26 protein-coding genes are annotated in these 21119 nt (G+C 52.3%); 12 read left to right on the forward strand and 14 right to left on the reverse strand.

The genetic code is table 11. The annotated features are described in order from the left end of the window. Positions 1 to 21: 21 nt before the first annotated feature. The 9 genes from flgJ to flgB are packed head-to-tail and all read right to left on the reverse strand — an operon-like array spanning position 22 to position 7224. Positions 22 to 972 carry a flagellar assembly peptidoglycan hydrolase FlgJ gene (gene flgJ, locus OGY04_RS08485; protein ID WP_016152632.1) on the reverse strand — a complete coding sequence of 317 codons (951 nt, stop codon included), beginning with the start codon at positions 970 to 972 and terminating at the stop codon, positions 22 to 24. After that, positions 972 to 2048 carry a flagellar basal body P-ring protein FlgI gene (locus OGY04_RS08490; RefSeq protein ID WP_050579918.1) on the reverse strand — a complete coding sequence of 359 codons (1077 nt, stop codon included), beginning with the start codon at positions 2046 to 2048 and terminating at the stop codon, positions 972 to 974. Before OGY04_RS08490 ends, flgJ begins: the two co-directional genes overlap by 1 nt. Before the next feature lie 33 nt (positions 2049 to 2081). Further along, positions 2082 to 2780, reverse strand: a complete 699-nt coding sequence (locus OGY04_RS08495; RefSeq protein WP_032934415.1) for a flagellar basal body L-ring protein FlgH — start codon at positions 2778 to 2780, stop codon at positions 2082 to 2084. A 57-nt stretch (positions 2781 to 2837) separates the two neighbouring features. Further along, positions 2838 to 3620 (reverse strand): flagellar basal-body rod protein FlgG, encoded by a 783-nt coding sequence (gene flgG, locus OGY04_RS08500; protein ID WP_003036202.1) that lies wholly within the window; start codon positions 3618 to 3620, stop codon positions 2838 to 2840. A 13-nt stretch (positions 3621 to 3633) separates the two neighbouring features. After that, positions 3634 to 4389, reverse strand: a complete 756-nt coding sequence (locus tag OGY04_RS08505) for a flagellar basal body rod protein FlgF (protein ID WP_103285015.1) — start codon at positions 4387 to 4389, stop codon at positions 3634 to 3636. 20 nt (positions 4390 to 4409) lie between these two features. Beyond that, the gene (flgE, locus tag OGY04_RS08510; protein WP_048214467.1) at positions 4410 to 5663 is read right to left on the reverse strand and encodes a flagellar hook protein FlgE; all 1254 of its coding nucleotides are present in this window, start codon (positions 5661 to 5663) and stop codon (positions 4410 to 4412) included. 26 nt (positions 5664 to 5689) lie between these two features. Next, positions 5690 to 6388, reverse strand: a complete 699-nt coding sequence (flgD, locus tag OGY04_RS08515; RefSeq protein ID WP_008784359.1) for a flagellar hook assembly protein FlgD — start codon at positions 6386 to 6388, stop codon at positions 5690 to 5692. 11 nt (positions 6389 to 6399) lie between these two features. After that, on the reverse strand, positions 6400 to 6804 hold the full coding sequence (gene flgC, locus OGY04_RS08520) for a flagellar basal body rod protein FlgC (protein WP_003036191.1): 405 nt from the start codon (positions 6802 to 6804) through the stop codon (positions 6400 to 6402). A 3-nt stretch (positions 6805 to 6807) separates the two neighbouring features. After that, positions 6808 to 7224, reverse strand: coding sequence for a flagellar basal body rod protein FlgB (gene flgB, locus OGY04_RS08525; protein ID WP_003036189.1), 417 nt, complete (start codon positions 7222 to 7224; stop codon positions 6808 to 6810). Between the two features lie 157 nt (positions 7225 to 7381). Between flgB and flgA the strand changes: the two genes are divergently transcribed. The 3 genes from flgA (at position 7382) to flgN (ending at position 8854) form a co-directional block, all read left to right on the forward strand. Beyond that, on the forward strand, positions 7382 to 8041 hold the full coding sequence (gene flgA / locus OGY04_RS08530) for a flagellar basal body P-ring formation chaperone FlgA (protein ID WP_008784358.1): 660 nt from the start codon (positions 7382 to 7384) through the stop codon (positions 8039 to 8041). A gap of 93 nt (positions 8042 to 8134) precedes the next feature. After that, positions 8135 to 8428, forward strand: a complete 294-nt coding sequence (flgM, locus tag OGY04_RS08535) for a flagellar biosynthesis anti-sigma factor FlgM (RefSeq protein ID WP_032942956.1) — start codon at positions 8135 to 8137, stop codon at positions 8426 to 8428. 3 nt (positions 8429 to 8431) lie between these two features. Continuing rightward, on the forward strand, positions 8432 to 8854 hold the full coding sequence (gene flgN, locus OGY04_RS08540; RefSeq protein WP_003036178.1) for a flagella biosynthesis chaperone FlgN: 423 nt from the start codon (positions 8432 to 8434) through the stop codon (positions 8852 to 8854). Between the two features lie 85 nt (positions 8855 to 8939). Here the strand turns inward: flgN and murJ are convergent, their stop codons facing one another. The 4 genes from murJ to rimJ all read right to left on the reverse strand — a co-directional run bounded on the left by murJ (position 8940) and on the right by rimJ (position 12889). Then, the gene (gene murJ / locus OGY04_RS08545) at positions 8940 to 10475 is read right to left on the reverse strand and encodes a murein biosynthesis integral membrane protein MurJ (RefSeq protein WP_003832150.1); all 1536 of its coding nucleotides are present in this window, start codon (positions 10473 to 10475) and stop codon (positions 8940 to 8942) included. Positions 10476 to 10697: 222 nt separating this feature from the next. Further along, a complete protein-coding gene (locus OGY04_RS08550) occupies positions 10698 to 11621 on the reverse strand; it encodes a Gfo/Idh/MocA family protein (protein WP_286585112.1) in 924 nt (307 codons plus the stop codon). A gap of 1 nt (position 11622) precedes the next feature. After that, entirely contained in the window at positions 11623 to 12270 is a 648-nt protein-coding gene (locus tag OGY04_RS08555; protein ID WP_020996497.1) for a YceH family protein, read from the reverse strand. Positions 12271 to 12304: 34 nt separating this feature from the next. After that, entirely contained in the window at positions 12305 to 12889 is a 585-nt protein-coding gene (gene rimJ / locus OGY04_RS08560) for a ribosomal protein S5-alanine N-acetyltransferase (protein ID WP_128611792.1), read from the reverse strand. Between the two features lie 259 nt (positions 12890 to 13148). Here rimJ and mdtH point away from each other — a divergent pair, with 259 nt between their 5' ends. The 9 genes from mdtH to OGY04_RS08605 all read left to right on the forward strand — a co-directional run bounded on the left by mdtH (position 13149) and on the right by OGY04_RS08605 (position 19895). Further along, a complete protein-coding gene (mdtH, locus tag OGY04_RS08565) occupies positions 13149 to 14357 on the forward strand; it encodes a multidrug efflux MFS transporter MdtH (protein ID WP_003832142.1) in 1209 nt (402 codons plus the stop codon). A 114-nt stretch (positions 14358 to 14471) separates the two neighbouring features. Beyond that, positions 14472 to 15032, forward strand: coding sequence for a lipoprotein (locus tag OGY04_RS08570; protein WP_020996498.1), 561 nt, complete (start codon positions 14472 to 14474; stop codon positions 15030 to 15032). Positions 15033 to 15137: 105 nt separating this feature from the next. After that, positions 15138 to 16184, forward strand: a complete 1047-nt coding sequence (pyrC, locus tag OGY04_RS08575) for a dihydroorotase (RefSeq protein ID WP_032942952.1) — start codon at positions 15138 to 15140, stop codon at positions 16182 to 16184. Positions 16185 to 16249: 65 nt separating this feature from the next. Next, positions 16250 to 16495, forward strand: coding sequence for a DNA damage-inducible protein I (dinI, locus tag OGY04_RS08580; protein ID WP_003036157.1), 246 nt, complete (start codon positions 16250 to 16252; stop codon positions 16493 to 16495). A 340-nt stretch (positions 16496 to 16835) separates the two neighbouring features. Continuing rightward, positions 16836 to 17090: a biofilm formation regulator BssS gene (bssS, locus tag OGY04_RS08585; RefSeq protein ID WP_003036154.1), complete on the forward strand. Its 255-nt coding sequence runs from the start codon at positions 16836 to 16838 to the stop codon at positions 17088 to 17090. A 114-nt stretch (positions 17091 to 17204) separates the two neighbouring features. Then, positions 17205 to 18320, forward strand: coding sequence for an N-methyl-L-tryptophan oxidase (gene solA / locus OGY04_RS08590; protein ID WP_279274888.1), 1116 nt, complete (start codon positions 17205 to 17207; stop codon positions 18318 to 18320). A 55-nt stretch (positions 18321 to 18375) separates the two neighbouring features. Beyond that, the gene (locus OGY04_RS08595; RefSeq protein WP_003036148.1) at positions 18376 to 18489 is read left to right on the forward strand and encodes a YceO family protein; all 114 of its coding nucleotides are present in this window, start codon (positions 18376 to 18378) and stop codon (positions 18487 to 18489) included. Positions 18490 to 18751: 262 nt separating this feature from the next. Next, a complete protein-coding gene (locus tag OGY04_RS08600; protein WP_032942950.1) occupies positions 18752 to 19318 on the forward strand; it encodes a cytochrome b in 567 nt (188 codons plus the stop codon). Between the two features lies 1 nt (position 19319). Continuing rightward, entirely contained in the window at positions 19320 to 19895 is a 576-nt protein-coding gene (locus OGY04_RS08605; RefSeq protein ID WP_003832130.1) for a YceI family protein, read from the forward strand. A 45-nt stretch (positions 19896 to 19940) separates the two neighbouring features. Here OGY04_RS08605 and trhO read toward each other — a convergent pair whose 3' ends face one another. Beyond that, entirely contained in the window at positions 19941 to 20993 is a 1053-nt protein-coding gene (gene trhO / locus OGY04_RS08610; protein WP_125363403.1) for an oxygen-dependent tRNA uridine(34) hydroxylase TrhO, read from the reverse strand. Between the last annotated feature and the right edge of the window lie 126 nt (positions 20994 to 21119).

Here is a 21119-nt window from a genome sequence, read left to right on the forward strand (position 1 = left end):
AGGTCGGTAGACTTGAGCTATTTAAAAGAGATTATCGATGTTCGTGCTGTAGGTTTTGCTCACTTTTTCACTCATCGATTTCAACTGCTGGATCATGCTGGTTAATTTTCGCGCATAGTTAGGGTCCGTGGCGTAACCCGCATTTTGCAATGCCTGCGCCCCTTGCTCGGCGGTCGCGGCAGCGGTCACTGCCGCATAGCGCGGGTTACGCGATATCAGACCGACATAATCCGACAACGCTTCAAGGTAAGAGCTATAGACGCGGAATCTGGCTTTCACCTTTTTCGCCTCACCGTTCTCATATTCAGTCGTGGTGATTTCAGTGGTTGGACCTTTCCAGCTTCCTGAAGCCTTCACGCCAAAAATGTTAAAGCTTGGTTCACCGTTCTCACGGCGAATTTGTCGCTGCCCCCATCCGGATTCCAGCGCCGCCTGTGCCAGAATCAGATGATGCGGGACGCCGCTTTGCTGGCTGGCCAGCTTAGCCGGCAGCGATAGCTGGGCGAGGAAGTCTTTACTGTCACCTGACAGCGGCTCATCATTGCTTTCTGTCGCCCGGGGGATGGCTTTGCGGACCAGTTGCGTCAATGCCTGATTTTGATAGCTGGTCACCGTTTCCAGTGAAAACTTCATCGGCACCTGCGGCGCGTCATCCGCAGGTTGCGCTTGCCCTTCAGTCATCTGCTTGACCATCATTTCAGCCAGCCCCAGACCTTTGCCTGCGGTCATTTGCTGCGCAATTTGTTGGTCATACATACTGGTATACAAGCGCGTTGAATCGCTGCTAAACACGCCATCTTTCGGCAGCGCTTCACGCATGCTTTTCAGCATCATCTGCACGAACATCCCTTCAACCTGACGGGCGACCGGACGGATATTCGCCGCCGGGTCCTGGCCCGCTTTCGCTTTCAGTTCGTTCAGTGATTGCGCATCCCAGGCAGCGCTGGTCAACAGTTTGCTGTCACCAATCATTAGATGATTTCCAGTTTGGCGCGTAAGCAACCCGCGCTCTGCATCGATTGCAGAATGGACATCAGATCCATCGGCGTTGCCCCCAGCGCATTCAGCGCACGTACCACATTGTTCAGGTTGGCGCTGGAACGCACGCTCTGCAGCGAGCCACCGCTCTGGCGCAGGTCAATCTGGGTTTGAGGCGTCACCACGGTTTGTCCACCGCCAAACGGTGTGTCCGGCTGGCTGACGTTCGCCTGGCGGTTTACCGTAATCGACAAGTTGCCTTGTGCCACGGCACAGCTATCCAGCGTCACTTCACGGTTCATGACGACAGATCCGGTGCGCGAGTTGATAATCACTTTCGCATCCTGCGGCGTAACGTTCACCTCAATATTCTGGATATCAGCGAGGAAACGCACCTGCGAGCTGTTGCCACTTGGCACGCGCACCTGAATGGTTCGGGCATCCAACGCTGTTGCGCTACCAAAGCCACGCGCGCGGTTGATGGTGTCGGTAATCTGCTGCGCCATCGTGAAATCTTCATTATTGAGCTGCAGATTAATGGTGTTACCACCGCCGAACTGGCTGGGTAATTCACGTTCGATAATCGCACCGTTGGTAATGCGTCCACCATTGAGCTGGTTAACCTGCACGCTACTGCCACCTGCAGCCGCGCCCGCACCGCCCACCAAAATATTCCCCTGGGCCAGCGCATATACCTGACTATCGACCCCTTTTAACGGGGTCATCAGCAGCGTACCGCCGCGCAGGCTTTTGGCATTCCCCATAGAGGAGACCACTACGTCGATGGTTTGTCCCTGACGACCGAATGCAGGAAACGACGCGGTAACCATCACCGCCGCCACATTTTTCAGCTGCATATTGGTACCAGTTGGCACGGTTATCCCCAACTGCGAAAGCATGTTATTGAGCGTTTGCGTCGTAAACGGCGTCTGGGTGGTCTGGTCACCGGTACCATCCAGCCCGACCACCAGCCCGTAACCTATCAACGAGTTTTCCCGCACGCCCTGCACGCTTGTCAGGTCACGAATACGGTCAGCATGCGCAAAGGTGGTTATCAGCACCAGTACCATTCCAACAAAAGATTTAAACACTGGGTACCTCGCTTACATCGGCGACAAGTTAAGGAAGAAACGCTGCAACCAGCCCATATTCTGCGCTTCATTGATGTAGCCGTTACCGACGTACTCAATACGCGCGTCCGCAACCTGGGTTGACGGTACGGAGTTGCTGCCACTGATGGTGCGCGGGTTAACAACCCCGGAGAAGCGGATGAATTCAGTGCCCTGATTTATAGCGATCTGTTTTTCACCCACGACATGTAAGTTGCCATTCACCAGTACCTGATCGACCGTTACGGTCAGCGTACCGCTGAAGGTATTTCTGGCGTTCGCGCCGCCTTTACCGTTAAAGGAGTTACCGCCGGAGGCTTCTACGTCTGCACGTTCGTTACCGAACAATCCTTCCAGATAGCGCGGTACGGTATCAAAGCCAAAGTTTGTCTTGCCGTCGCGACTGGCGTTCGCCGAAGAGCTTTTGCTCGCGCTGACGTTTTCCTGCAATACGATGGTCAGCGTATCGCCAATATTGCGTGGACGACGATCTTCAAAGAGTGGCTGATAACCATAGTTAATCGGTTGTGCCGACTGGAAGATTGAGCCATTCGCCACCGGCGTTGGACCTGGAACGGGCTGGGCGGACGTTGCGCCCTGCACGAGCGGCGTGGCCGGGATCCAGGCACATCCTGTTAGTGAAACCACCAGCAGGGCTAAAATTGGGTATGGGTGAAGCGCGTATTTTCGCATTGCGGTCATCTTCAAAATCAGTGTGCCGGTGAGGTTTTCACCCCACCGGGCTCCACTTTAGAGTTGCGTCAGTTTTTGCAGCATCTGATCGGTGGTCGATACCGCTTTACTGTTGATTTCGTAAGCGCGCTGAACCTGGATCATGTTTACCAGCTCTTCCGCCACGTTGACGTTAGAGGTTTCAACATAGCCCTGATACAGCAGACCCGCGCCGTTCAGCCCTGGCGTGCTCTCATTCGGCGCACCGGATGACTGCGTTTCGGTGTACAGATTCTCACCAATGCTTTCCAGACCGGTATCGTTCATGAAGGTTGTCAGGTTAAGCTGCCCGACCTGAACAGGCGCCGCCTGCCCCTGTTGGGTCACGCTGACAATACCGTCACGTCCAATGGTGATACTGAGCGAGTTAGCCGGAATGGTGATGGCAGGCTGAACCTGAAAACCACCCGCCGTCACCAACTGACCGTTCTGATCCACCTGGAAAGAACCGTCGCGGGTATAAGCGGACGTACCATCGGGCAACATGACCTGGAAAAAGCCCTGGCCTTTTATCGCCACATCTTTACTGTTGTTGGTCTGCGACAGGTTACCCTGGCTGTGTAAACGCTCGGTCGCAACCGGACGTACGCCGGTACCAATCTGCAAACCAGACGGCAGTGTGGTCTGCTCAGAAGACTGTGCGCCAGGCTGACGAATCGTCTGGTACAACAGATCTTCAAATACGGCACGTTGGCGCTTAAATCCGTTGGTGCTGACGTTTGCCAGGTTGTTGGCAATCACATCCATGTTGGTTTGCTGCGCATCCAGGCCGGTTTTGGCGATCCATAATGAACTGATCATAAAATGTCCTGTATTAACTCATCGACAGCAGTTGGTTGGCGCGGCCCGCGTTATCATCCACGCTACTGATAATTTTCATCTGCATTTCAAAGCGGCGGGCGTTGGCGATCATGTCGCTCATCGCAGCAACCGGTTTAACGTTACTGCCTTCCAGCACGCCAGACATCACACGGATGCTGGGGTCAGCCTGTAACGTCGCACCACGGGTTGCCTGTGTGGCCTGGGTCAGACGGAACATACCGTCATCGCCACGTTGCACTTCAAGCCCTGTAGCCTTCACCAGCTTCAACCGCCCCACTGGCGCGACCGTATTAGCCGGATCGCCAGGGTTAAGTGCAGAAATGGTCCCGTCCGCCGCAATGGTGACTTCCGAGCCTTCTGGTACGGCGATCGGTCCGGCTTCGCCAATTACCGGGTGTCCCTGAATAGTCAGTTCACCCGTTGGGCTTACCTGAATAGCGCCGTTACGGGTATATCCTTCGCTACCGTCCGCAGTCTGCACAGCCAACCAGCCATCTTGTTGCAGCGCCACATCCAGCGGGCGGGAGGTATAGTCCATCTGACCGGGCGTCATATCGGCCCCCGGCGTGGAGGCCACCACCAGCGTACGCGTTGGTAAAGACAATCCTTCTACAGGAACCGCGCGCAGTGCATTGAGCTGCGCACGAAACCCTGGCGTGGAGGCGTTTGCCAGGTTGCTGGCCGTCACCGCCTGTTGATTCAGCGTCTGACTGGCCGCGCCCATGGCGGTATAAATTGCGTGATCCATTAAGCCATCCCGTCAGGCGCTTAGCGCAGGTTGACCAGCGTGTTGAGGATCTGATCCTGGGTTTTGATGGTCTGCGCGTTCGACTGATAGTTACGCTGGGCGACAATCATATTCACCAGTTCTTTACTCAAATCCACGTTTGACGCTTCCAACGCGCCGTTGGTCAGCTTGCCGAAGTTACCTTCGCCTGCGGTCCCCAGCAGCGCCACGCCAGAAGACTGAGTCGCCGCCCAGACGTTGTCGCCCTGAGACGCCAGACCTTCGTTGTTGGCAAAGTTTGCCAGCACGATCTGCCCCAGAACCTGTTGCTGTTCGTTGGAGTAGTTACCGACCACGGTACCGTCATTGTTAATCTGGTAGCTCACCAGATCGCCCGGCTTGTAGCCGTTCTGATTCGTGGCAACGATGTTGTTGGCACCGGTGTTCTGCTGCATGGAATTCAGGAAGCTCAGGGAGAAGTTCGCCGGAACTGCGCCATTGATCGGACCGGTTGTAATTTTGATATCCTTTGGCCAGACGGCTGGAGCCGTCGGTGGTACTTCGGCTGCCGTGGCGCTAATACCTAAAAACAAACCATTATTATCAAAACGCATAAACCCTGCCGATTTCTCAGCATCCCCAGTAGAAGCATCTTGAGTGAAGACTTCCCAGGTGTTGCTCTGCGCGTTTTTGACATAAAAAATGTTCATGTCATGAGCGTTACCCTGGCTATCGAAAACGGTAACACTACCTTTTTTGTTGTAGGAATCCGCATCGCTTGGATTAAACGGGGTCTTGGTTGGCACTTTGTCAGTGGAATTCAGGTTGACCTGCATTGACGCAGTAGTGGTTGATTTAGCCGCCATCAGCGTATTCGGGATAGTGATCGGTGCCGGGTTCGCACCCTGCTGAACTGTTGGCGGTGTACCGGTAGCCGGATAGCCTGTCAGCTGCAGCCCCTGCATGTTAACGATATTGCGGTTTTCATCGAGCTTGAACTGACCGTTACGGCTGTAGAAAACGGAACCGTTGCTGTCTACCATACGGAAAAAACCGTTCTGGCTGATAGCAACATCCAGACCACGTCCGGTGTTGGTGGTAGTACCGTCGGTAAAGTCCTGAGTAATACCCGCAACTTTAACGCCCAAACCGACTTTCGAACCGGCAAACATATCGGCAAAAGATGCCGTGCCAGATTTAAAACCGTAGGTAGCGGAGTTGGCGATGTTGTTACCAATGACATCGAGGTTGGTCGCTGCAGCGTTCAGACCGCTGACCGCTTGAGAAAAGGCCATGACTTACTCCTGATAAGTGTGAAGGCTTAAATTATCTGCCGTACTTCGTCGAGGGTGGTGGTTCCATAGGTGCCCAGATCCAGCGTATTACCGCCGTTACTGCGAATAACGCCCTGCACCAGCGCAAACTGAAGCGGCTGGGCCACCAGTTGCGTTCCGCCATTACTGGCAGCAATTGACACATTGTAAGAACCGCTTGGTGCATCCGTGCCATCGGTCATGGTGCCGTCCCAGGTGAAGGTATGAACGCCTGCTTTCAACCCGCCAATGTCAATGGTGCGCACCACTTTGCCGTCTTTATCGGTAATGGTTGCGGTAACCTTATCTGCCGGTTGCTGCAGTTCAATTCCAAATGGTGTTGTCGTGGTTTTGGCACCCTCTTCTGTCCCTTTACCGGTCAGGATGGTGGTACCCGGGATCATGACCCCGTGGCCAATCAGCGTACTGGCCTGCAGCGACTGACTGTTGTCGATCTGCCCGGAGATCGACCCTAACGTGGTGTTCAGTTTCTCAATCCCGCTCACGGTACTGATTTGCGCCAACTGGGTAGTCAGCTCGTTGTTTTGCAGCGGGTTGGTAGGATCCTGGTTTTTCAGTTGTGCAACCAGCAGCGTAAGAAAGCTGCTTTGCAGGTCAGCGGCGTTGCTGCCCGTCAGTGAGCTATTCCCCGTGGCGGCATTAACCCCCGTCGTGCTCGGGTCATTCATTTTTACAGCAATAGACATGTGCGCCTCCTTTACTGGCCTAGCGTCAACGTTTTAAGCATCAAGCTTTTCACGGTGTTGAGCACTTCGACGTTTGCCTGATAGCTACGTGAGGCAGACATGGTGTTGACCATCTCACCAACAACGTCCACATTCGGCATTTTCACGTAACCGTTCGCATCGGCCAGCGGATTACCGGGTTCATAAACCAGCTTATCCGGCGCCTGACTTTCAATGACATCAGCGACTTTTACGCCACCTGTCGCCGCGCCTGGCGCAGCATCTACCTGAAAAACAACCTGCTTCGCGCGATACGGCTGACCGTCGGGTCCGCTGACGCTATCCGCATTCGCCATGTTGCTGGCCGCGACGTTCAGGCGTTTAGACTGAGCCGTCAGCGCAGAACCTGCGATATCAAAAATATTTAACAGCGCCACGGATTAGTTCCCTCCTTGCAGCACATTCATCATGCCTTTGATTTGTCCGCCCAGCGCCGTCAGCCCCATTTGATATTTGAGGCTGTTGTCTGCAAATTGCGTGCGCTCCCGGTCCATATCTACCGTGTTGCCATCAAGAGATGGCTGGTCAGGAATACGGTAGAGCAGCTCCGTAGACGGCGCAGAAACGGTCTGGGCCGGAATGTGTTGTGCAGAGGTCAGCGTCAACGAAACGCCGCCGGTTTCTTCCCGTCCTCGCACCATGACTTTTTTTAATTCACTGGCGAAATCCAGATCGCGCGCCTGGTACCCCGGCGTGTCGGCATTGGCAATGTTGGCCGCCAATATTTCCTGGCGTTGGGCGCGCAAATTCAGCGCTTCCTGTTGAAAACGTAAGGCGGCGTCGAGCTTATCGAGCATATCTCCTCCGCAAATGACAAAATTCAGCCGACAGCTTAAATCCCATTACGCGCGCGTTATCGCCGGAATAAACGCAAAATGCGTCGCTATTTGTTGCGTTGATGACTGCGTCACACAGGTAAAATCCTGCCACTACCTGAAAAAGCGCGAGGTTTTGATGCAAACGTTTAAACGTGGAATAGTCGTGGCAGCACTGCTGTTCAGCCCTATGACGCTGGCACAAGACCTGAATTCGCAGCTAACGGCATGGTTTTCCCAGCGCCTGGCCGGATTTAGCGATGAGGTGGTAGTCACTATCCGAACGTCACCAAACTTATTGCCCAACTGCGAACAACCGGCATTAAGCGTGTCAGGTAGCGCAAAACTGTGGGGCAATGTGAATGTGCTGGCCCGCTGTGCCAACGAAAAACGTTATCTGCAAGTGAACGTGCAGGCGACGGGAAACTACGTTGTTGCCGCTGCATCCGTAGCGCGAGGTAGCACCCTGACCCCAGCCAGCGTAACGCTGAAACGTGGTCGACTGGACCAACTACCGCCGCGCGCGGTGCTGGATATGAGTCAGGTGCAGGATGCAGTGAGCCTGCGCGATCTGGTGCCGGGCCAACCGATACAGCTTTCGATGTTGCGCCAGGCATGGCGGATCAAGGCCGGTCAGCGCGTACTGGTAATTGCCAACGGAGATGGCTTTCGGGTCAATGCCGAAGGTAAAGCGCTGAACAACGCCGCTGTCGCACAGAATGCGCGAGTGCGGATGATTTCAGGCCAGGTGGTGAGCGGCGTCGTCGATTCTGATGGGAATATTCTTATTAACCTATAATAGGTTAAAGATTTTTTAGCGTGTGCCGATAGATAAACAACCAATGATTACAGCGGGCCGCTATAGCGTAACCCCTCGATGAGGAAAAATAAAATGAGCATTGATCGTACCTCACCATTGAAGCCAGTAAGCACCGTTCAGCCGCGTGAAACCAGCGATGCGCCGGTACAAAAAGCGCGGAAGGAAAAAACCACCGCGACCACCAGCACCAGCGTCATGCTGAGCGACGCCCAGGCCAAACTGATGCAGCCCGGCAGCAATGACATCAATATGGAACGCGTGGAAGCACTGAAAACCGCAATCCGTAACGGTGAATTGAAAATGGATACCGGAAAAATTGCCGACTCGCTGATTCGCGAGGCGCAGAGCTACCTACAGAGTAAATAAAGTATGACTCGTTTGTCAGAAATACTTGACCAGATGACGACCGTCCTCAATGACCTGAAAACGGTAATGGATGCTGAACAGCAGCAGCTTTCCGCAGGGCATATCAACGGCAGCCAGCTACAGCGTATTACAGAAGAAAAAAGCTCCTTGCTGGCAACCCTTGATTATCTTGAGCAGCAGCGCCGCCTGGAGCATGACGCCACGCGCAGCGCCAATGATGAGATTGCTGAACGCTGGCAGACTATCACCAAGAAAACACAGCATTTACGCGACCTCAACCAGCACAACGGTTGGCTGCTGGAAGGGCAGATCGAGCGTAATCAACAAGCAATACAAGTGCTGAAACCGCACCAGGAACCGGCGTTGTATGGCGCAAACGGTCAAACCTCTGCTGCGCACCGCGGCGGGAAAAAATTCTCTATTTGATGTCAGCCTGATAACGTTTTGCTTATCAGGCCTACGCCTTTTGTAGGCCGGATACGGCGTTATGCCGCCATCCGGCATTGATCCATTACGCCGTCCGGCGCACGAACTCTTTTACTTTAAAGCCCAGTACGGCGAGTGCTGCGAAGTAAGCGGCAATACCTGCCACCACGACCGCCATCAGACGCAGCAGACGCCACAACATCGTTCCCTGCGACCAATCCGGCATGATGTAGAGCATGCCAACCAGAACCGCAGACATGACCAGCACGGAAATCACCAGACGCGCCAGGAACCAGCTCCAGCCCGGTTGTGGGGTAAAGATTTTCTGTTTCCGCAGTTGCCAGTACAGCAGTGAAGCGTTCAGACATGCCGCCAGACCAATCGACAGCGACAATCCGGCATGCTTTAACGGCCCGATAAACGCCAGGTTCATCACCTGGGTCATAATCAGCGTCACAATGGCAATCTTCACTGGCGTTTTAATATCCTGGCGCGAGTAAAAGCCCGGAGCCAACACTTTCACCACGATCAAGCCAATCAAACCTACCGAGTACGCCACCAGCGCACGCTGGGTCATCGCGGCATCAAAGGCGGTAAATTTACCGTACTGGAACAGAGACACCGTCAGCGGTTTGGCCAGAATACCCAACGCTACGGCACTCGGTAATGCCAACAGGAAACACAAGCGCAGGCCCCAGTCCATCAGGCGACAATATTCATCATGATTACCGCTGGAAAAGCTTTTGGACAGCGATGGCAGCAGGATAGTCCCCAGCGCCACGCCCAGAACACCGGACGGAAACTCCATCAGACGGTCGGCATAATACATCCATGAAACTGAGCCAGAGGCCAGAAACGAGGCGAAAATCGTATTGATGATCAGTGAAATCTGGCTGACCGATACCCCAAGGATCGCCGGGCCCATTTGCTTGACGACACGCATCGCCCCCGCATCACGGAAGTTCACGCGCGGCAGCACCAGCATGCCAATTTTCTTCAAGTGCGGAAGCTGATAAATCAGCTGTAGCACGCCGCCAACCGTAACGGCCCACGCCAGCGCCAGCACCGGCGGGTTAAAATAGGGTGCCGCAAATAGCGCGAAGCCGATCATGCTGATATTCAGAAAGGTCGGGGCAAACGCAGGAATGGAAAAGCGGTTCCAGGTATTAAGGATCGCACCAACCAGTGAGGCCAATGAAATCAGTAGAATATAGGGAAAAGTGATCCGCAGCAGTTGAGTGGTCAGCGCAAATTTATCCGCTGTGTCGGCAAATCCCGGCGCGGTGACTAATATCACCCATGGCGCAGCCAACATCCCGGCTACTGTCACCACGGCCAGCGCCAGCGTCAACAGTCCGGAAACGTAGGCAACAAACACGCGGGTAGCATCTTCCCCCTGCTTGCTTTTGTACTCAGCAAGAATCGGCACAAATGCCTGCGAAAATGCGCCTTCGGCAAAAATTCGGCGCAACAGGTTAGGAAGTTTGAATGCCACAAAAAAGGCATCTGTCGCCATCCCTGCACCAAAGATTCTGGCGACAATCGCATCACGCGCAAAACCCAGCACACGTGAAAACATCGTCATCGAGCTGACGGCTGCCAGCGACTTTAATAAATTCATCTATGTTGTATTCCAGACTCTGAGGCAAAACCCCGACAAACCTGCCCGTAGGTCGGATAAGGCATTCTCGCCGCCATCCGACACTTTTGCTGTGCCTGATGGCGACACCCTGGCACCTTATCAGGCCGACAAACCAGCCTATGGTTGAAAAGAGGTGTTATTTTGAGTGGGCATATAGTACCTGGATTACAATGAATTACTACCGCCAGATGTTACAGGGGGTTATTCAGCCATCGCCTCCCGCCACAGCTTTTCAACAACACGCTGGGCCAGTAGCGCCTGCTCGCCTGCCGTTTGGGGAACCGTCTGATTTTGCACGCACTCAATGAAATGACGCGCACATCCGGCAAAACCACGCTGTTCTAAGGTCGTTTGCCAGCCCGCTATCGGCTTATGAACAACACCTTGCCCACGCTCTTCCCGCCATTCCCGCATATCAGTTACGTCAATCAGGCCGCCGTCCGTCACCGCCTGCACGCTCTCGCGCTGGCTACCGGCACGGCGGTGCATACTGGTCGTTATCTGCATTTGACCGACAGAAAAATGATGCTCGGCGTAGAGCATCGCACCAGATTCATTGGTCAGCAGCGTGCCGTTTTTTAACTGCGCCTGCCCTCCCGTCAGCCACAAAGCGGTATCGACCACGTGCAGATAGTCGTCCAGCAGAGTGAAGCGCAGATCGTGCGGCCCAACGCTATCCGTACGGTGCTTATCCATACGTACAGACGCTGCGGTGCCCAACTGGGTTTTGAGATCCTGGTACAGCGGTGCAAATCGACGGTTAAACCCGACCATCAGCGTGAGTTTTTTCCGCGCGGCCAGCTCGACCAGTTGCTCAGCCTCGTGCAGGTTTTCCGCCAGCGGTTTATCCACACACACGTGAACTCCGGCATTCAGCAATTCACTAACTACCGCATAGTGCGTCGCGGTACTGGAATGGACGAAAACCGCGTCGCAGGTTTGCGCCAGATTCTTCAATGAATCCACGTAGGGTATTCGCCAGGTGTCACAGATACGCTGTGCTTTATCGCGTGAAGGTGAAAATGCGCCTTGCAGCGTCCAGTCCGCGGAGGTGCCTAGCACGGGTAGCCAGGCCTTTTGTGCAATACCTCCCAGGCCGACTACGCCGATACGTAATTTTTTCACGTTAGTCTCCCAGGTGCGCTAGCAAGGAATCAAGTCGCTGCTTAAGCTCTGCGACTTCCGTTTCCAGCGCTTCCACGCGCGCCTGCAGATCACCGGAGGCTACAGGGGGTTCATCTGCCGCGGCAATGGCTTCATCAACCTCACCACAAAACAGGTGCATATAGCGACTTTCACGTTTGCCCGGCTCACGCGCCAGGCGGATCACATAAGGCCCATCTTCCCGGTTCGCCAGATTTTCCAGCGTCGACTCCACTTCGGCCATATCGCTGAATTCGTACATACGGGATGCGCGGCTACGCAGTTCACCAGGCGTCTGAGCGCCCCGCAGCAGCAGTGTGGTGATTATGGCCACCTCTGCGGCACTAAGCTTCAGATTGCCAAATTCAGAGTTGCAGAAACGCTGCTCATATTTCGTGACGCGATTGCCAAAACCGCTCACCGTGCGCAGAAAATGTCGCTTAACCAGGTTATCCAACTGCTCCTGCACGTCCGATTCCGACAGGTTCATCACCGGTTCACGATTCGTTTTTTGATTGCAGGCTGTTACGACTCCATTAACGGAGAGTGGGTACTGTTCCGGCGTGGTCACTTGTTTTTCTAATAAACAGCCAATCACTCGTGCTTCGGTGGCGGTTAATTCGTATTTCATCGTCTTCTCCATTAATCATGGCTGCATCTGAAACTTAGCGGCCGGGGATCCATTCTGATGTGGTCAACGCCGTCAGCACGTGATCGCGCCACTGCCCGTCAATCAGCAGGTAGTCTTTGGCATACCCTTCTTTTTCAAAACCCAGTCGCGCCAGCAGGTCACCGCTGCGCTTATTATGTGGCATGTAGTTAGCCATAATGCGGTGAATATGCTGCGTGCGCTGCATATAACGGATGGCCGAGGTTAAGGCTTCATACATTAGCCCCTGCCCCTGCCATTTCTGCGCAATGGAGTAGCCGAGATAACAGGCATGGAAGGATCCCCGCACTACGTTTGAGAAGTTCGCAACGCCGATAATCTCTTTTTCGTCCGGATCGAGCAGCGCAAAATAATAGGCGGTGCCCTGTTTATGAAACTCAGAGATCATGCTCAGACGCGCCTGCCAGCCGGACGGATAGCAGTGGCTTTCATCGCGAATAGGTTCCCAGGGTTTTAAGAAATGACGATTTTCTGCGTAATAATCTGCCAGACGCCAGGCATCACGCTCATGCACTAAACGCACGACCAGGCGGTCGGTGGTTAAGCGCACTTTTGGCACGTTACTGCGATAGCCAAACATTCTATACCTACTCCTTCCCGTAACGTCTTCAATACGCTATTCGCATTACTATACCTGTGCGAATACGCCCTGTGAAAAGAGCAAAATGCCATTTTTTGAATTATTCACACATTTTGATGAAAACTCTCTATCAAGACGGACTTTTGATAAAAAAATATTGTCCCGCGAAGGGTGGGAAAAGCGATGACGACACCGCAGAATAGGAGGTGCTTATCTTTTAAACTCTATCCAGAGTGACGAGTTTTTCCCTGGAGGGGAAATGTCGCAAGTCTCGCAGGCAAGGAACCTGGGTAAATACTTCCTTCTCATCGATAATATGCTGGTCGTGCTGGGTTTCTTCGTCGTTTTCCCGCTGATCTCAATTCGTTTCGTCGACCAAATGGGCTGGGCCGCCGTGATGGTCGGTATTGCACTAGGATTACGTCAATTTATCCAGCAGGGGTTGGGTATTTTCGGCGGTGCTATTGCGGACCGTTTCGGTGCAAAACCGATGATCGTCACCGGCATGCTGATGCGCGCTGCCGGGTTCGCCACCATGGGCATTGCCCATGAGCCGTGGCTGCTGTGGTTTTCCTGCTTTCTCTCCGGACTGGGCGGTACACTATTCGACCCACCCCGCTCGGCGCTGGTGGTTAAACTGATCCGCCCGGAAAAGCGCGGGCGCTTTTTCTCTATTCTGATGATGCAGGATAGCGCCGGGGCCGTGGTTGGCGCGTTGCTTGGCAGTTGGTTATTGCAATACGATTTCCGTCTTGTCTGTGCCACCGGCGCAATTTTGTTCGTTCTGTGCGCGGCGTTTAACGCCTGGCTGCTCCCGGCATGGAAGCTGTCGACGGTGAAAATTCCAGTGCGCGAAGGGATGAGCCACGTGATGCATGACAAGCGCTTTGTCACCTATGTGCTGACGCTGGCGGGCTATTACATGCTGGCGGTACAGGTGATGCTGATGCTGCCAATCATGGTGAACGACATCGCAGGTTCACCGGCCGCTGTGAAATGGATGTATGCCATCGAGGCGTGCCTCTCATTGACGCTGCTCTACCCAATTGCCCGCTGGAGTGAAAAACGTTTTCGCCTTGAACATCGTCTGATGGCCGGTCTGCTGGTGATGTCTCTGAGCATGATGCCGATCGGTCTGGTGGGGAATTTGCAGCAGTTGTTCACCCTGATCTGTACGTTCTATATTGGCTCGATCATCGCCGAACCCGCGCGTGAAACCCTTAGCGCCTCACTGGCGAATGCTCGTGCCCGAGGAAGCTATATGGGCTTCAGTCGACTGGGGCTCGCTATCGGCGGCGCAATTGGATATATCGGCGGCGGCTGGCTGTTTGATATGGGCAAGGCCCTGGCACAGCCTGAGTTGCCCTGGATGATGCTCGGTATTATCGGCCTCATCACCTTCCTGGCGCTGGGCTGGCAATTCAGTCTCAAACGCCCAACGAGAGGCATGCTTGAGCCAGACGCCTGATAGCCGAACCTGCGTCCGGGCGCTTTTCAGTTTTTTCTGCTGGCGTCCGGGGCGCTGGTACTCGATGATGCTTTGTGTCACGATTACGCCACATGCATCATGTTGAGGAACCCCATGAAAAAGTTTTTTTTTGCCGCTGCACTGATTGTCAGCGGCCTGTTGGTTGGTTGTAATCAACTCACGCAATACACGGTTAGCGAGCAAGAAATTAATCAGGCCCTGGCAAAGCATAATAACTTTTCTAAAGATATCGGCTTGCCCGGCGTTGCTGAAGCACACATCGTACTAAATAATCTCGCCAGTCAGATTGGCCGTGAAGAACCCAATAAAGTGACGCTGACCGGTGATGCCAACCTGGACATGAATTCCCTGTTTGGCAGCCAAAAAGCGACCATGAAGCTGAAGTTAAAAGCCTTACCGGTATTCAACAAAGAGAAAGGCGCAATTTATCTGCAAGAGATGGAAGTCGTGGATGCGACCGTTACACCAGAAAAAATGCAGTCGGTACTGCAAACGCTGATGCCTTATTTAAACCAGTCGCTGCGTAACTATTTCAACCAGCAGCCAGCCTACATTCTGCAGGATGACAGTAGCCAGGGTGAAGCACTGGCGAAAAAACTGGCGAAGGGAATTGAGGTGAAACCGGGGGAAATCATCATCCCGTTCACCGACTAATAAAACTGAGGGCGCCGATGCGCCCTTTTTTTTCGTGCAAACGAAAACGTTTCCGCTTATCCTTTGTTTCCGGCAAAAAAGACTATCCTCAGCCGGAGCATATTAATGACTGCACCATCCCAGGTTTTAAAGATCCGCCGCCCAGACGACTGGCATCTTCACTTTCGCGATGGCGACATGTTAAAAACTGTCGTGCCCTACACCAGTGAAATTTATGGTCGCGCCATTGTCATGCCGAACCTGGCACCGCCCGTCACCACGGTTGACGCGGCTATCGCTTATCGCCAACGCATTCTTGACGCGGTACCTGCCGGACACGACTTCACACCATTAATGACCTGCTACTTAACGGATACGCTGGATCCCAACGAGCTGGAACGTGGATTTAACGAAGGCGTATTCACCGCAGCAAAACTCTATCCGGCCAATGCCACCACCAACTCGACGCATGGCGTAACCTCTATTGACGCCATCATGCCGGTGCTGGAGAGGATGGAAAAATTGGGTATGCCGCTGCTGGTGCACGGCGAAGTGACGCATGCAGATATCGATATTTTCGATCGCGAAGCGCGCTTTATTGAAACGGTGATGGAACCGCTGCGCCAGCGTTTGACCTCGCTGAAAGTAGTGTTCGAGCATATCACTACCAAAGATGCTGCCGAATACGTGCGCGACGGTAACGAGCTTCTGGCAGCGACTATTACGCCACAGCACCTGATGTTTAACCGCAACCACATGCTGGTTGGCGGGATTCGTCCTCACCTGTACTGCCTGCCGATCCTCAAACGTAACGTCCACCAACAGGCGCTGCGTGAACTGGTTGCCAGCGGGTTTACGCGCGCCTTCCTCGGTACCGACTCAGCGCCGCACGCACGTCATCGCAAAGAGTCAAGCTGTGGCTGTGCTGGATGCTTTAATGCACCGACCGCACTAGGCAGCTATGCCACCGTGTTTGAAGAGATGAATGCGCTGGACCATTTCGAAGCCTTCTGCTCACTCAACGGCCCACAGTTCTATGGTTTGCCGGTAAATGAGACCTTTATTGAGCTGGAACGCGTGGAGCACCTGGTTCCTGAGAGCATAGCGTTGGAAGACGATACGCTGGTGCCTTTCCTGGGTGGCGAAACGGTACGCTGGTCAGTAAAAAGCTAAAAAAAGTGTAGCCAACCGATTCGAATAACTGTATAAATAACCAGTATATTCCACAGGGGGCTACTATGCGTATTGAAGTCACTATTGCCAAAACTTCACCTTTACCTGCCGGTGCAATTGACGCACTGGCAGGTGAACTCTCCCGCCGTATTCAGCACCATTTTCCGGATAACGAAGGTAACGTTACCGTCCGTTATGCCGGCGCAAACAATCTGTCGGTTATTGGCGCGACCAAAGAGGACAAAGAACGCATCAGCGAAATCCTACAGGAAACCTGGGAAAGCGCGGATGACTGGTTCATCAACGAATAAATAATGATATGCAGTGATGTTTGTTTGCCGGGTCGCCCCGGCTTTTTTATACACGCTATCTTGTAATCAATCGCACATTTCTTCTGACGAGCATTTAATTTAATATTAACCCACCGATTATCTTTTAACCAAAACAACAAAATAATTGTGCAACATACTAAAAAAAAATGAATAACATGTCGGTTTCTTAGTCAGATAACGCTGAAAACAAAAAATTTATGCTCTTCCCTCTTTAAATTTTCAATGAATACCCTTATTTATTGATATACTGAAGTTGCTTCAGAAAAAAACGCATTGAACCTCGAAAACCGTTGTCTAGTAACACGAATTAGGGGGCATGATGGAAAAGAATAATGAAGTCATTCAGACTCATCCGCTTGTAGGGTGGGACATCAGCACTGTTGATAGCTACGATGCGCTGATGCTGCGTTTGCACTACCAAACCCCGAACCGCCCTGACCCGGATGGGACTGAAGTTGGTCAAACGCTCTGGTTAACCACTGATGTTGCCAGGCAATTTATTTCGATATTAGAAGCAGGAATCGCCAAAATTGAATCTGGCGATTACCAGGTAAATGAGTATCAGCGACATTAAACCTGATACATCCAACCATCAAAAGGCACCTTAGCGGTGCCTTTCTTATTTCCAGGTTGAATATTCCAGGTCAGTTATTTACCCTTCTACTATCGCGATTGCAGAGAGAAGCGGATGAAATACGACTTAATCATTATTGGCAGCGGTTCGGTAGGCGCCGCAGCTGGATACTATGCCACTCGTGCCGGTCTGAAGGTTCTGATGATCGATGCGCATATGCCACCACATCAACAGGGCAGCCACCACGGCGATACTCGATTAATTCGTCATGCTTATGGCGAAGGCGAAAAATACGTTCCGCTGGTGCTACGTGCGCAAACATTGTGGGATGAACTGTCCACCCATAATGAAGAACCGATTTTTGTTCGCTCCGGAGTTATCAACCTCGGTCCGGCAGAGTCAACCTTCTTAGCAACTGCAGCGCAAAGCGCAAAACAGTGGCAACTTAACGTTGAACAATTAGATGCAGCGGCCATCATGGCTCGCTGGCCGGAAATTCGCGTACCTGACAACTATATCGGTCTGTTTGAAGCGGAGTCCGGTTTTTTACGCAGTGAGTTAGCAATTAAAACCTGGATCCGTCTGGCGGAAGAAGCAGGCTGTGCGCAACTGTTTAAATGCCCGGTCAGCGCAATTCATCACGGTGATGATGGCATCACGGTAGAAACGGCTGACGGTGACTACCACGCGAAGAAAGCAGTGATCAGCGCCGGCACCTGGGTGCAGGCTTTAGTCCCTGAACTACCGATACAACCTGTGCGCAAAGTGTTCGCCTGGTATCAGGCCGATGGGCGCTACAGCGTTAAGAATAACTTCCCGGCCTTCACCGGCGAACTGCCAAATGGCGATCAATACTACGGTTTCCCGGCTGAAAACGACGAGCTGAAAATTGGTAAGCACAATGGAGGACAGGTAATTCACTCTGCAGAAGAGCGTAAGCCATTTGCCGCTGTAGCCAGCGACGGTTCTGAAGCCTTCCCATTCCTGCGCACAATTCTGCCTGGCGTTGGCTGTTGCCTGCACGGCGCATCCTGCACTTACGATAATTCACCGGATGAGGACTTTATAATTGATACTCTGCCGGAACATGACAATACGCTGATCATTACCGGGCTGAGCGGACATGGCTTTAAGTTTGCTTCTGTACTGGGAGAGATTGCGGCAGACTTCGCTCAGGACAAACCGTCTGAATTTGACCTGACCCCCTTCAGGCTAAGCCGTTTTAAGTGATAATAAGTGAATGGCCTCGTTGGTGAGGCCATTTTTAATGACAGGAATAACGTCAATGCGCCGTATCTTTCACTATCTGGTTAATAATATTCGCGAGCACCTTATGCTCTACATTATTTTATGGTCGCTGCTGGCCATTATGGATGTAATATATATTATGTTTTTCTAATTCCTGCGCGCTGACAATAGTTGACAAAAATTGAGATTAGCTTAATTTTCATTGCAATAAACTGAACAATAACAAAAACCATAACATCCCATAGACTAAGCCCCACCACATATTTTCGCACTAATCCCTTGATGATTACCTCAACAATCAGTCAACTTTATTGAACAAAAAATAAATATCATCACAATTGTTATTTATTAGTTGCATTAATGTCTTTTACACGCCATTTTCATTCACTTCTGAAATATCAATCGGTGTGCTTATGCAATTCAATAATACTCCACAGCGCTATGGCGTAGTGTCAGCCACATTACATTGGCTGGTTGCGATTGCTGTATATGGCATGTTTGCGTTGGGGTTATGGATGGTCACGCTTAGCTACTATGATGGCTGGTATCACCAGGCCCCCGAACTGCATAAAAGCATCGGCATCCTACTCATGATGGGACTGGTTATCCGCGTTATCTGGCGGTTGTTCTCCCCTCCGCCTGCTGCGTTGGCAAGCTACTCCCGTTTAACCCGTATCGCCGCGGCAATGGGTCACCTCGCACTTTATTTGCTGCTCTTTTCAATAGTCATCAGCGGATATCTGATTTCCACCGCAGATGGCAAAGCGATAAGCGTCTTTGGCTGGTTCGACATTCCCGCCACCCTGGCCAATGCGGGTTCCCAGGCCGACCTCGCCGGTAGCTTGCACCTGTGGCTTGCGTGGACCGTGGTGATTTTATCCCTACTACACGGACTGATGGCCCTGAAACATCACTTTATTGATAACGACGATACCCTCAATCGCATGTTGGGAAAATCGTCATCTGACTATGGAGCTTAAAATGAAAAAAAACCTGCTGGGACTTACACTCGCTTCTCTTTTATTCACCACCGGGTCGGCCGTGGCGGCAGATTACAAAATTGACAAGGAAGGACAGCATGCCTTTGTTAATTTCCGTATTCAGCATCTGGGTTACAGCTGGCTGTACGGCACTTTCAAAGATTTCGACGGTACGTTTACCTTTGATGAGAAAAATCCCGCAGCCGATAAGGTTAACGTAACCATCAACACCAACAGCGTTGACACTAATCACGCCGAACGCGACAAGCATCTGCGCAGTGCAGATTTCCTTAACGTGGCAAAATTCCCGCAGGCTACCTTCAGCTCCACCAGCGTGAAAAAAGAGGGGAATGACCTGGATATCACCGGTAATTTGACCCTGAACGGCGTTACTAAACCGGTTACGCTGGACGCGAAGCTCATCGGTCAGGGTGGCGATCCCTGGGGCGGTACGCGCGCTGGTTTTGAAGCGCAAGGTAAGATTAAGCTGAAGGATTTCAACATCACCACCGATCTCGGACCTGCATCGCAGGAAGTCGATTTGATCATCTCAGTGGAAGGTGTTCAGCAGAAGTAACGCATGAATTACCGGATGAGGTTCTGCCCCTCATCCGGCATCATGTTATTGCGCAGGGTCTGGAATACCCAGTTTGGTATTCAGGTGACCGCGTGATTTATTGAAGATTTTATTGCCATTTTCACGTCCCGCACGACGACGCCGTTGTTCCTCTTCCGGCAACTCACTCTCTTCGCTACACAGCTCGCTACAGCAGCCTTTATATTTCTGCGCACAAGCCGGGCACTGAATAAACAACAGATGGCAGCCATCATTTTTGCAATTAGTATGGCTATCGCACGCCGTGCCGCACTGATGGCAATGCGCGATAACATCTTCAGAGATCCTTTCGCCCATACGCTCATCAAAGACAAAGTTTTTACCGACAAAACGTACCGGAAGTCCCTGTTCACGCGCCTTGCGGGCATACTCAATAATACCGCCCTCAATGTGCCAGACTCTGCTAAATCCATTGTGTTTCATCCAGGCGCTGGCTTTCTCACAGCGGATCCCACCCGTGCAGTACATCACGATTTTTTTATCTTTATGCGCCTGCATCATTTCAACAGCTTTCGGCAACTGGTCGCGGAACGTGTCTGCCGGGATCTCCAGCGCATTCTCGAAATGACCCACCTCATATTCATAGTGATTGCGCATATCAATGAATACCGCTTCAGGATCGTCCAGCATGGCGTTCACTTCTGCTGCCTTGAGATAATCCCCCACGTTGCTGGCGTCAAAGTCTGGATCGTCAATACCATCCGCCACGATACGTTCGCGGACTTTCATACGCAGTACCCAGAACGATTTACCGTCATCATCCAGCGCAATATTCAGACGTAAATCCTTCAATGCAGCATCAAACGCATAGAGCTGCTGGCGAAATGCCTCGACGTTGCTTTGCGGTACGCTGATTTGCGCGTTAATTCCTTCATGGGCAAGATATACTCGCCCGAAGACGTTCAATGCGGTGAACATCTGGTACAGCGCATCACGCGTGTGCTGAGGATTGGCAATGGTGAAATATTTATAGAATGAGATCGTCGTGCGCGGCTCGGTCTCGGCCAGCATTTTGGCTTTGAGGGCGTCGTTCGAAATGCGGTTGTGTAACACTGGCATGGTGTACGTATCCTGCAAATAAGGAATAAATGAAAATCGGCGGCATAATAAAGCAAACATCGCCAATTTACATCCACACATTTTACGCTACATTTCATACTTCACGATAAAATCGCAACAACAATT

Origin of the sequence: Citrobacter sp. Cpo091, from assembly GCF_030332645.1 — a bacterium.
GTDB classification, from domain to species: domain Bacteria; phylum Pseudomonadota; class Gammaproteobacteria; order Enterobacterales; family Enterobacteriaceae; genus Citrobacter; species Citrobacter portucalensis.

Excerpts from the sequence above, each read along its gene's own strand:
- flgJ (WP_016152632.1), bottom strand. The coding sequence starts at position 972 with ATGATTGGTGACAGCAAACTGTTGACCAGCGCTGCCTGGGATGCGCAA.
- OGY04_RS08490 (WP_050579918.1), bottom strand. The coding sequence starts at position 2,048 with ATGGTACTGGTGCTGATAACCACCTTTGCGCATGCTGACCGTATTCGT.
- OGY04_RS08495 (WP_032934415.1), bottom strand. The coding sequence starts at position 2,780 with ATGCGAAAATACGCGCTTCACCCATACCCAATTTTAGCCCTGCTGGTG.
- flgG (WP_003036202.1), bottom strand. The coding sequence starts at position 3,620 with ATGATCAGTTCATTATGGATCGCCAAAACCGGCCTGGATGCGCAGCAA.
- OGY04_RS08505 (WP_103285015.1), bottom strand. The coding sequence starts at position 4,389 with ATGGATCACGCAATTTATACCGCCATGGGCGCGGCCAGTCAGACGCTG.
- flgE (WP_048214467.1), bottom strand. The coding sequence starts at position 5,663 with ATGGCCTTTTCTCAAGCGGTCAGCGGTCTGAACGCTGCAGCGACCAAC.
- flgD (WP_008784359.1), bottom strand. The coding sequence starts at position 6,388 with ATGTCTATTGCTGTAAAAATGAATGACCCGAGCACGACGGGGGTTAAT.
- flgB (WP_003036189.1), bottom strand. The coding sequence starts at position 7,224 with ATGCTCGATAAGCTCGACGCCGCCTTACGTTTTCAACAGGAAGCGCTG.
- flgA (WP_008784358.1), top strand. The coding sequence starts at position 7,382 with ATGCAAACGTTTAAACGTGGAATAGTCGTGGCAGCACTGCTGTTCAGC.
- flgM (WP_032942956.1), top strand. The coding sequence starts at position 8,135 with ATGAGCATTGATCGTACCTCACCATTGAAGCCAGTAAGCACCGTTCAG.
- flgN (WP_003036178.1), top strand. The coding sequence starts at position 8,432 with ATGACTCGTTTGTCAGAAATACTTGACCAGATGACGACCGTCCTCAAT.
- murJ (WP_003832150.1), bottom strand. The coding sequence starts at position 10,475 with ATGAATTTATTAAAGTCGCTGGCAGCCGTCAGCTCGATGACGATGTTT.
- OGY04_RS08555 (WP_020996497.1), bottom strand. The coding sequence starts at position 12,270 with ATGAAATACGAATTAACCGCCACCGAAGCACGAGTGATTGGCTGTTTA.
- rimJ (WP_128611792.1), bottom strand. The coding sequence starts at position 12,889 with ATGTTTGGCTATCGCAGTAACGTGCCAAAAGTGCGCTTAACCACCGAC.
- mdtH (WP_003832142.1), top strand. The coding sequence starts at position 13,149 with ATGTCGCAAGTCTCGCAGGCAAGGAACCTGGGTAAATACTTCCTTCTC.
- OGY04_RS08570 (WP_020996498.1), top strand. The coding sequence starts at position 14,472 with ATGAAAAAGTTTTTTTTTGCCGCTGCACTGATTGTCAGCGGCCTGTTG.
- pyrC (WP_032942952.1), top strand. The coding sequence starts at position 15,138 with ATGACTGCACCATCCCAGGTTTTAAAGATCCGCCGCCCAGACGACTGG.
- dinI (WP_003036157.1), top strand. The coding sequence starts at position 16,250 with ATGCGTATTGAAGTCACTATTGCCAAAACTTCACCTTTACCTGCCGGT.
- bssS (WP_003036154.1), top strand. The coding sequence starts at position 16,836 with ATGGAAAAGAATAATGAAGTCATTCAGACTCATCCGCTTGTAGGGTGG.
- solA (WP_279274888.1), top strand. The coding sequence starts at position 17,205 with ATGAAATACGACTTAATCATTATTGGCAGCGGTTCGGTAGGCGCCGCA.
- OGY04_RS08595 (WP_003036148.1), top strand. The coding sequence starts at position 18,376 with ATGCGCCGTATCTTTCACTATCTGGTTAATAATATTCGCGAGCACCTT.
- OGY04_RS08600 (WP_032942950.1), top strand. The coding sequence starts at position 18,752 with ATGCAATTCAATAATACTCCACAGCGCTATGGCGTAGTGTCAGCCACA.
- OGY04_RS08605 (WP_003832130.1), top strand. The coding sequence starts at position 19,320 with ATGAAAAAAAACCTGCTGGGACTTACACTCGCTTCTCTTTTATTCACC.
- trhO (WP_125363403.1), bottom strand. The coding sequence starts at position 20,993 with ATGCCAGTGTTACACAACCGCATTTCGAACGACGCCCTCAAAGCCAAA.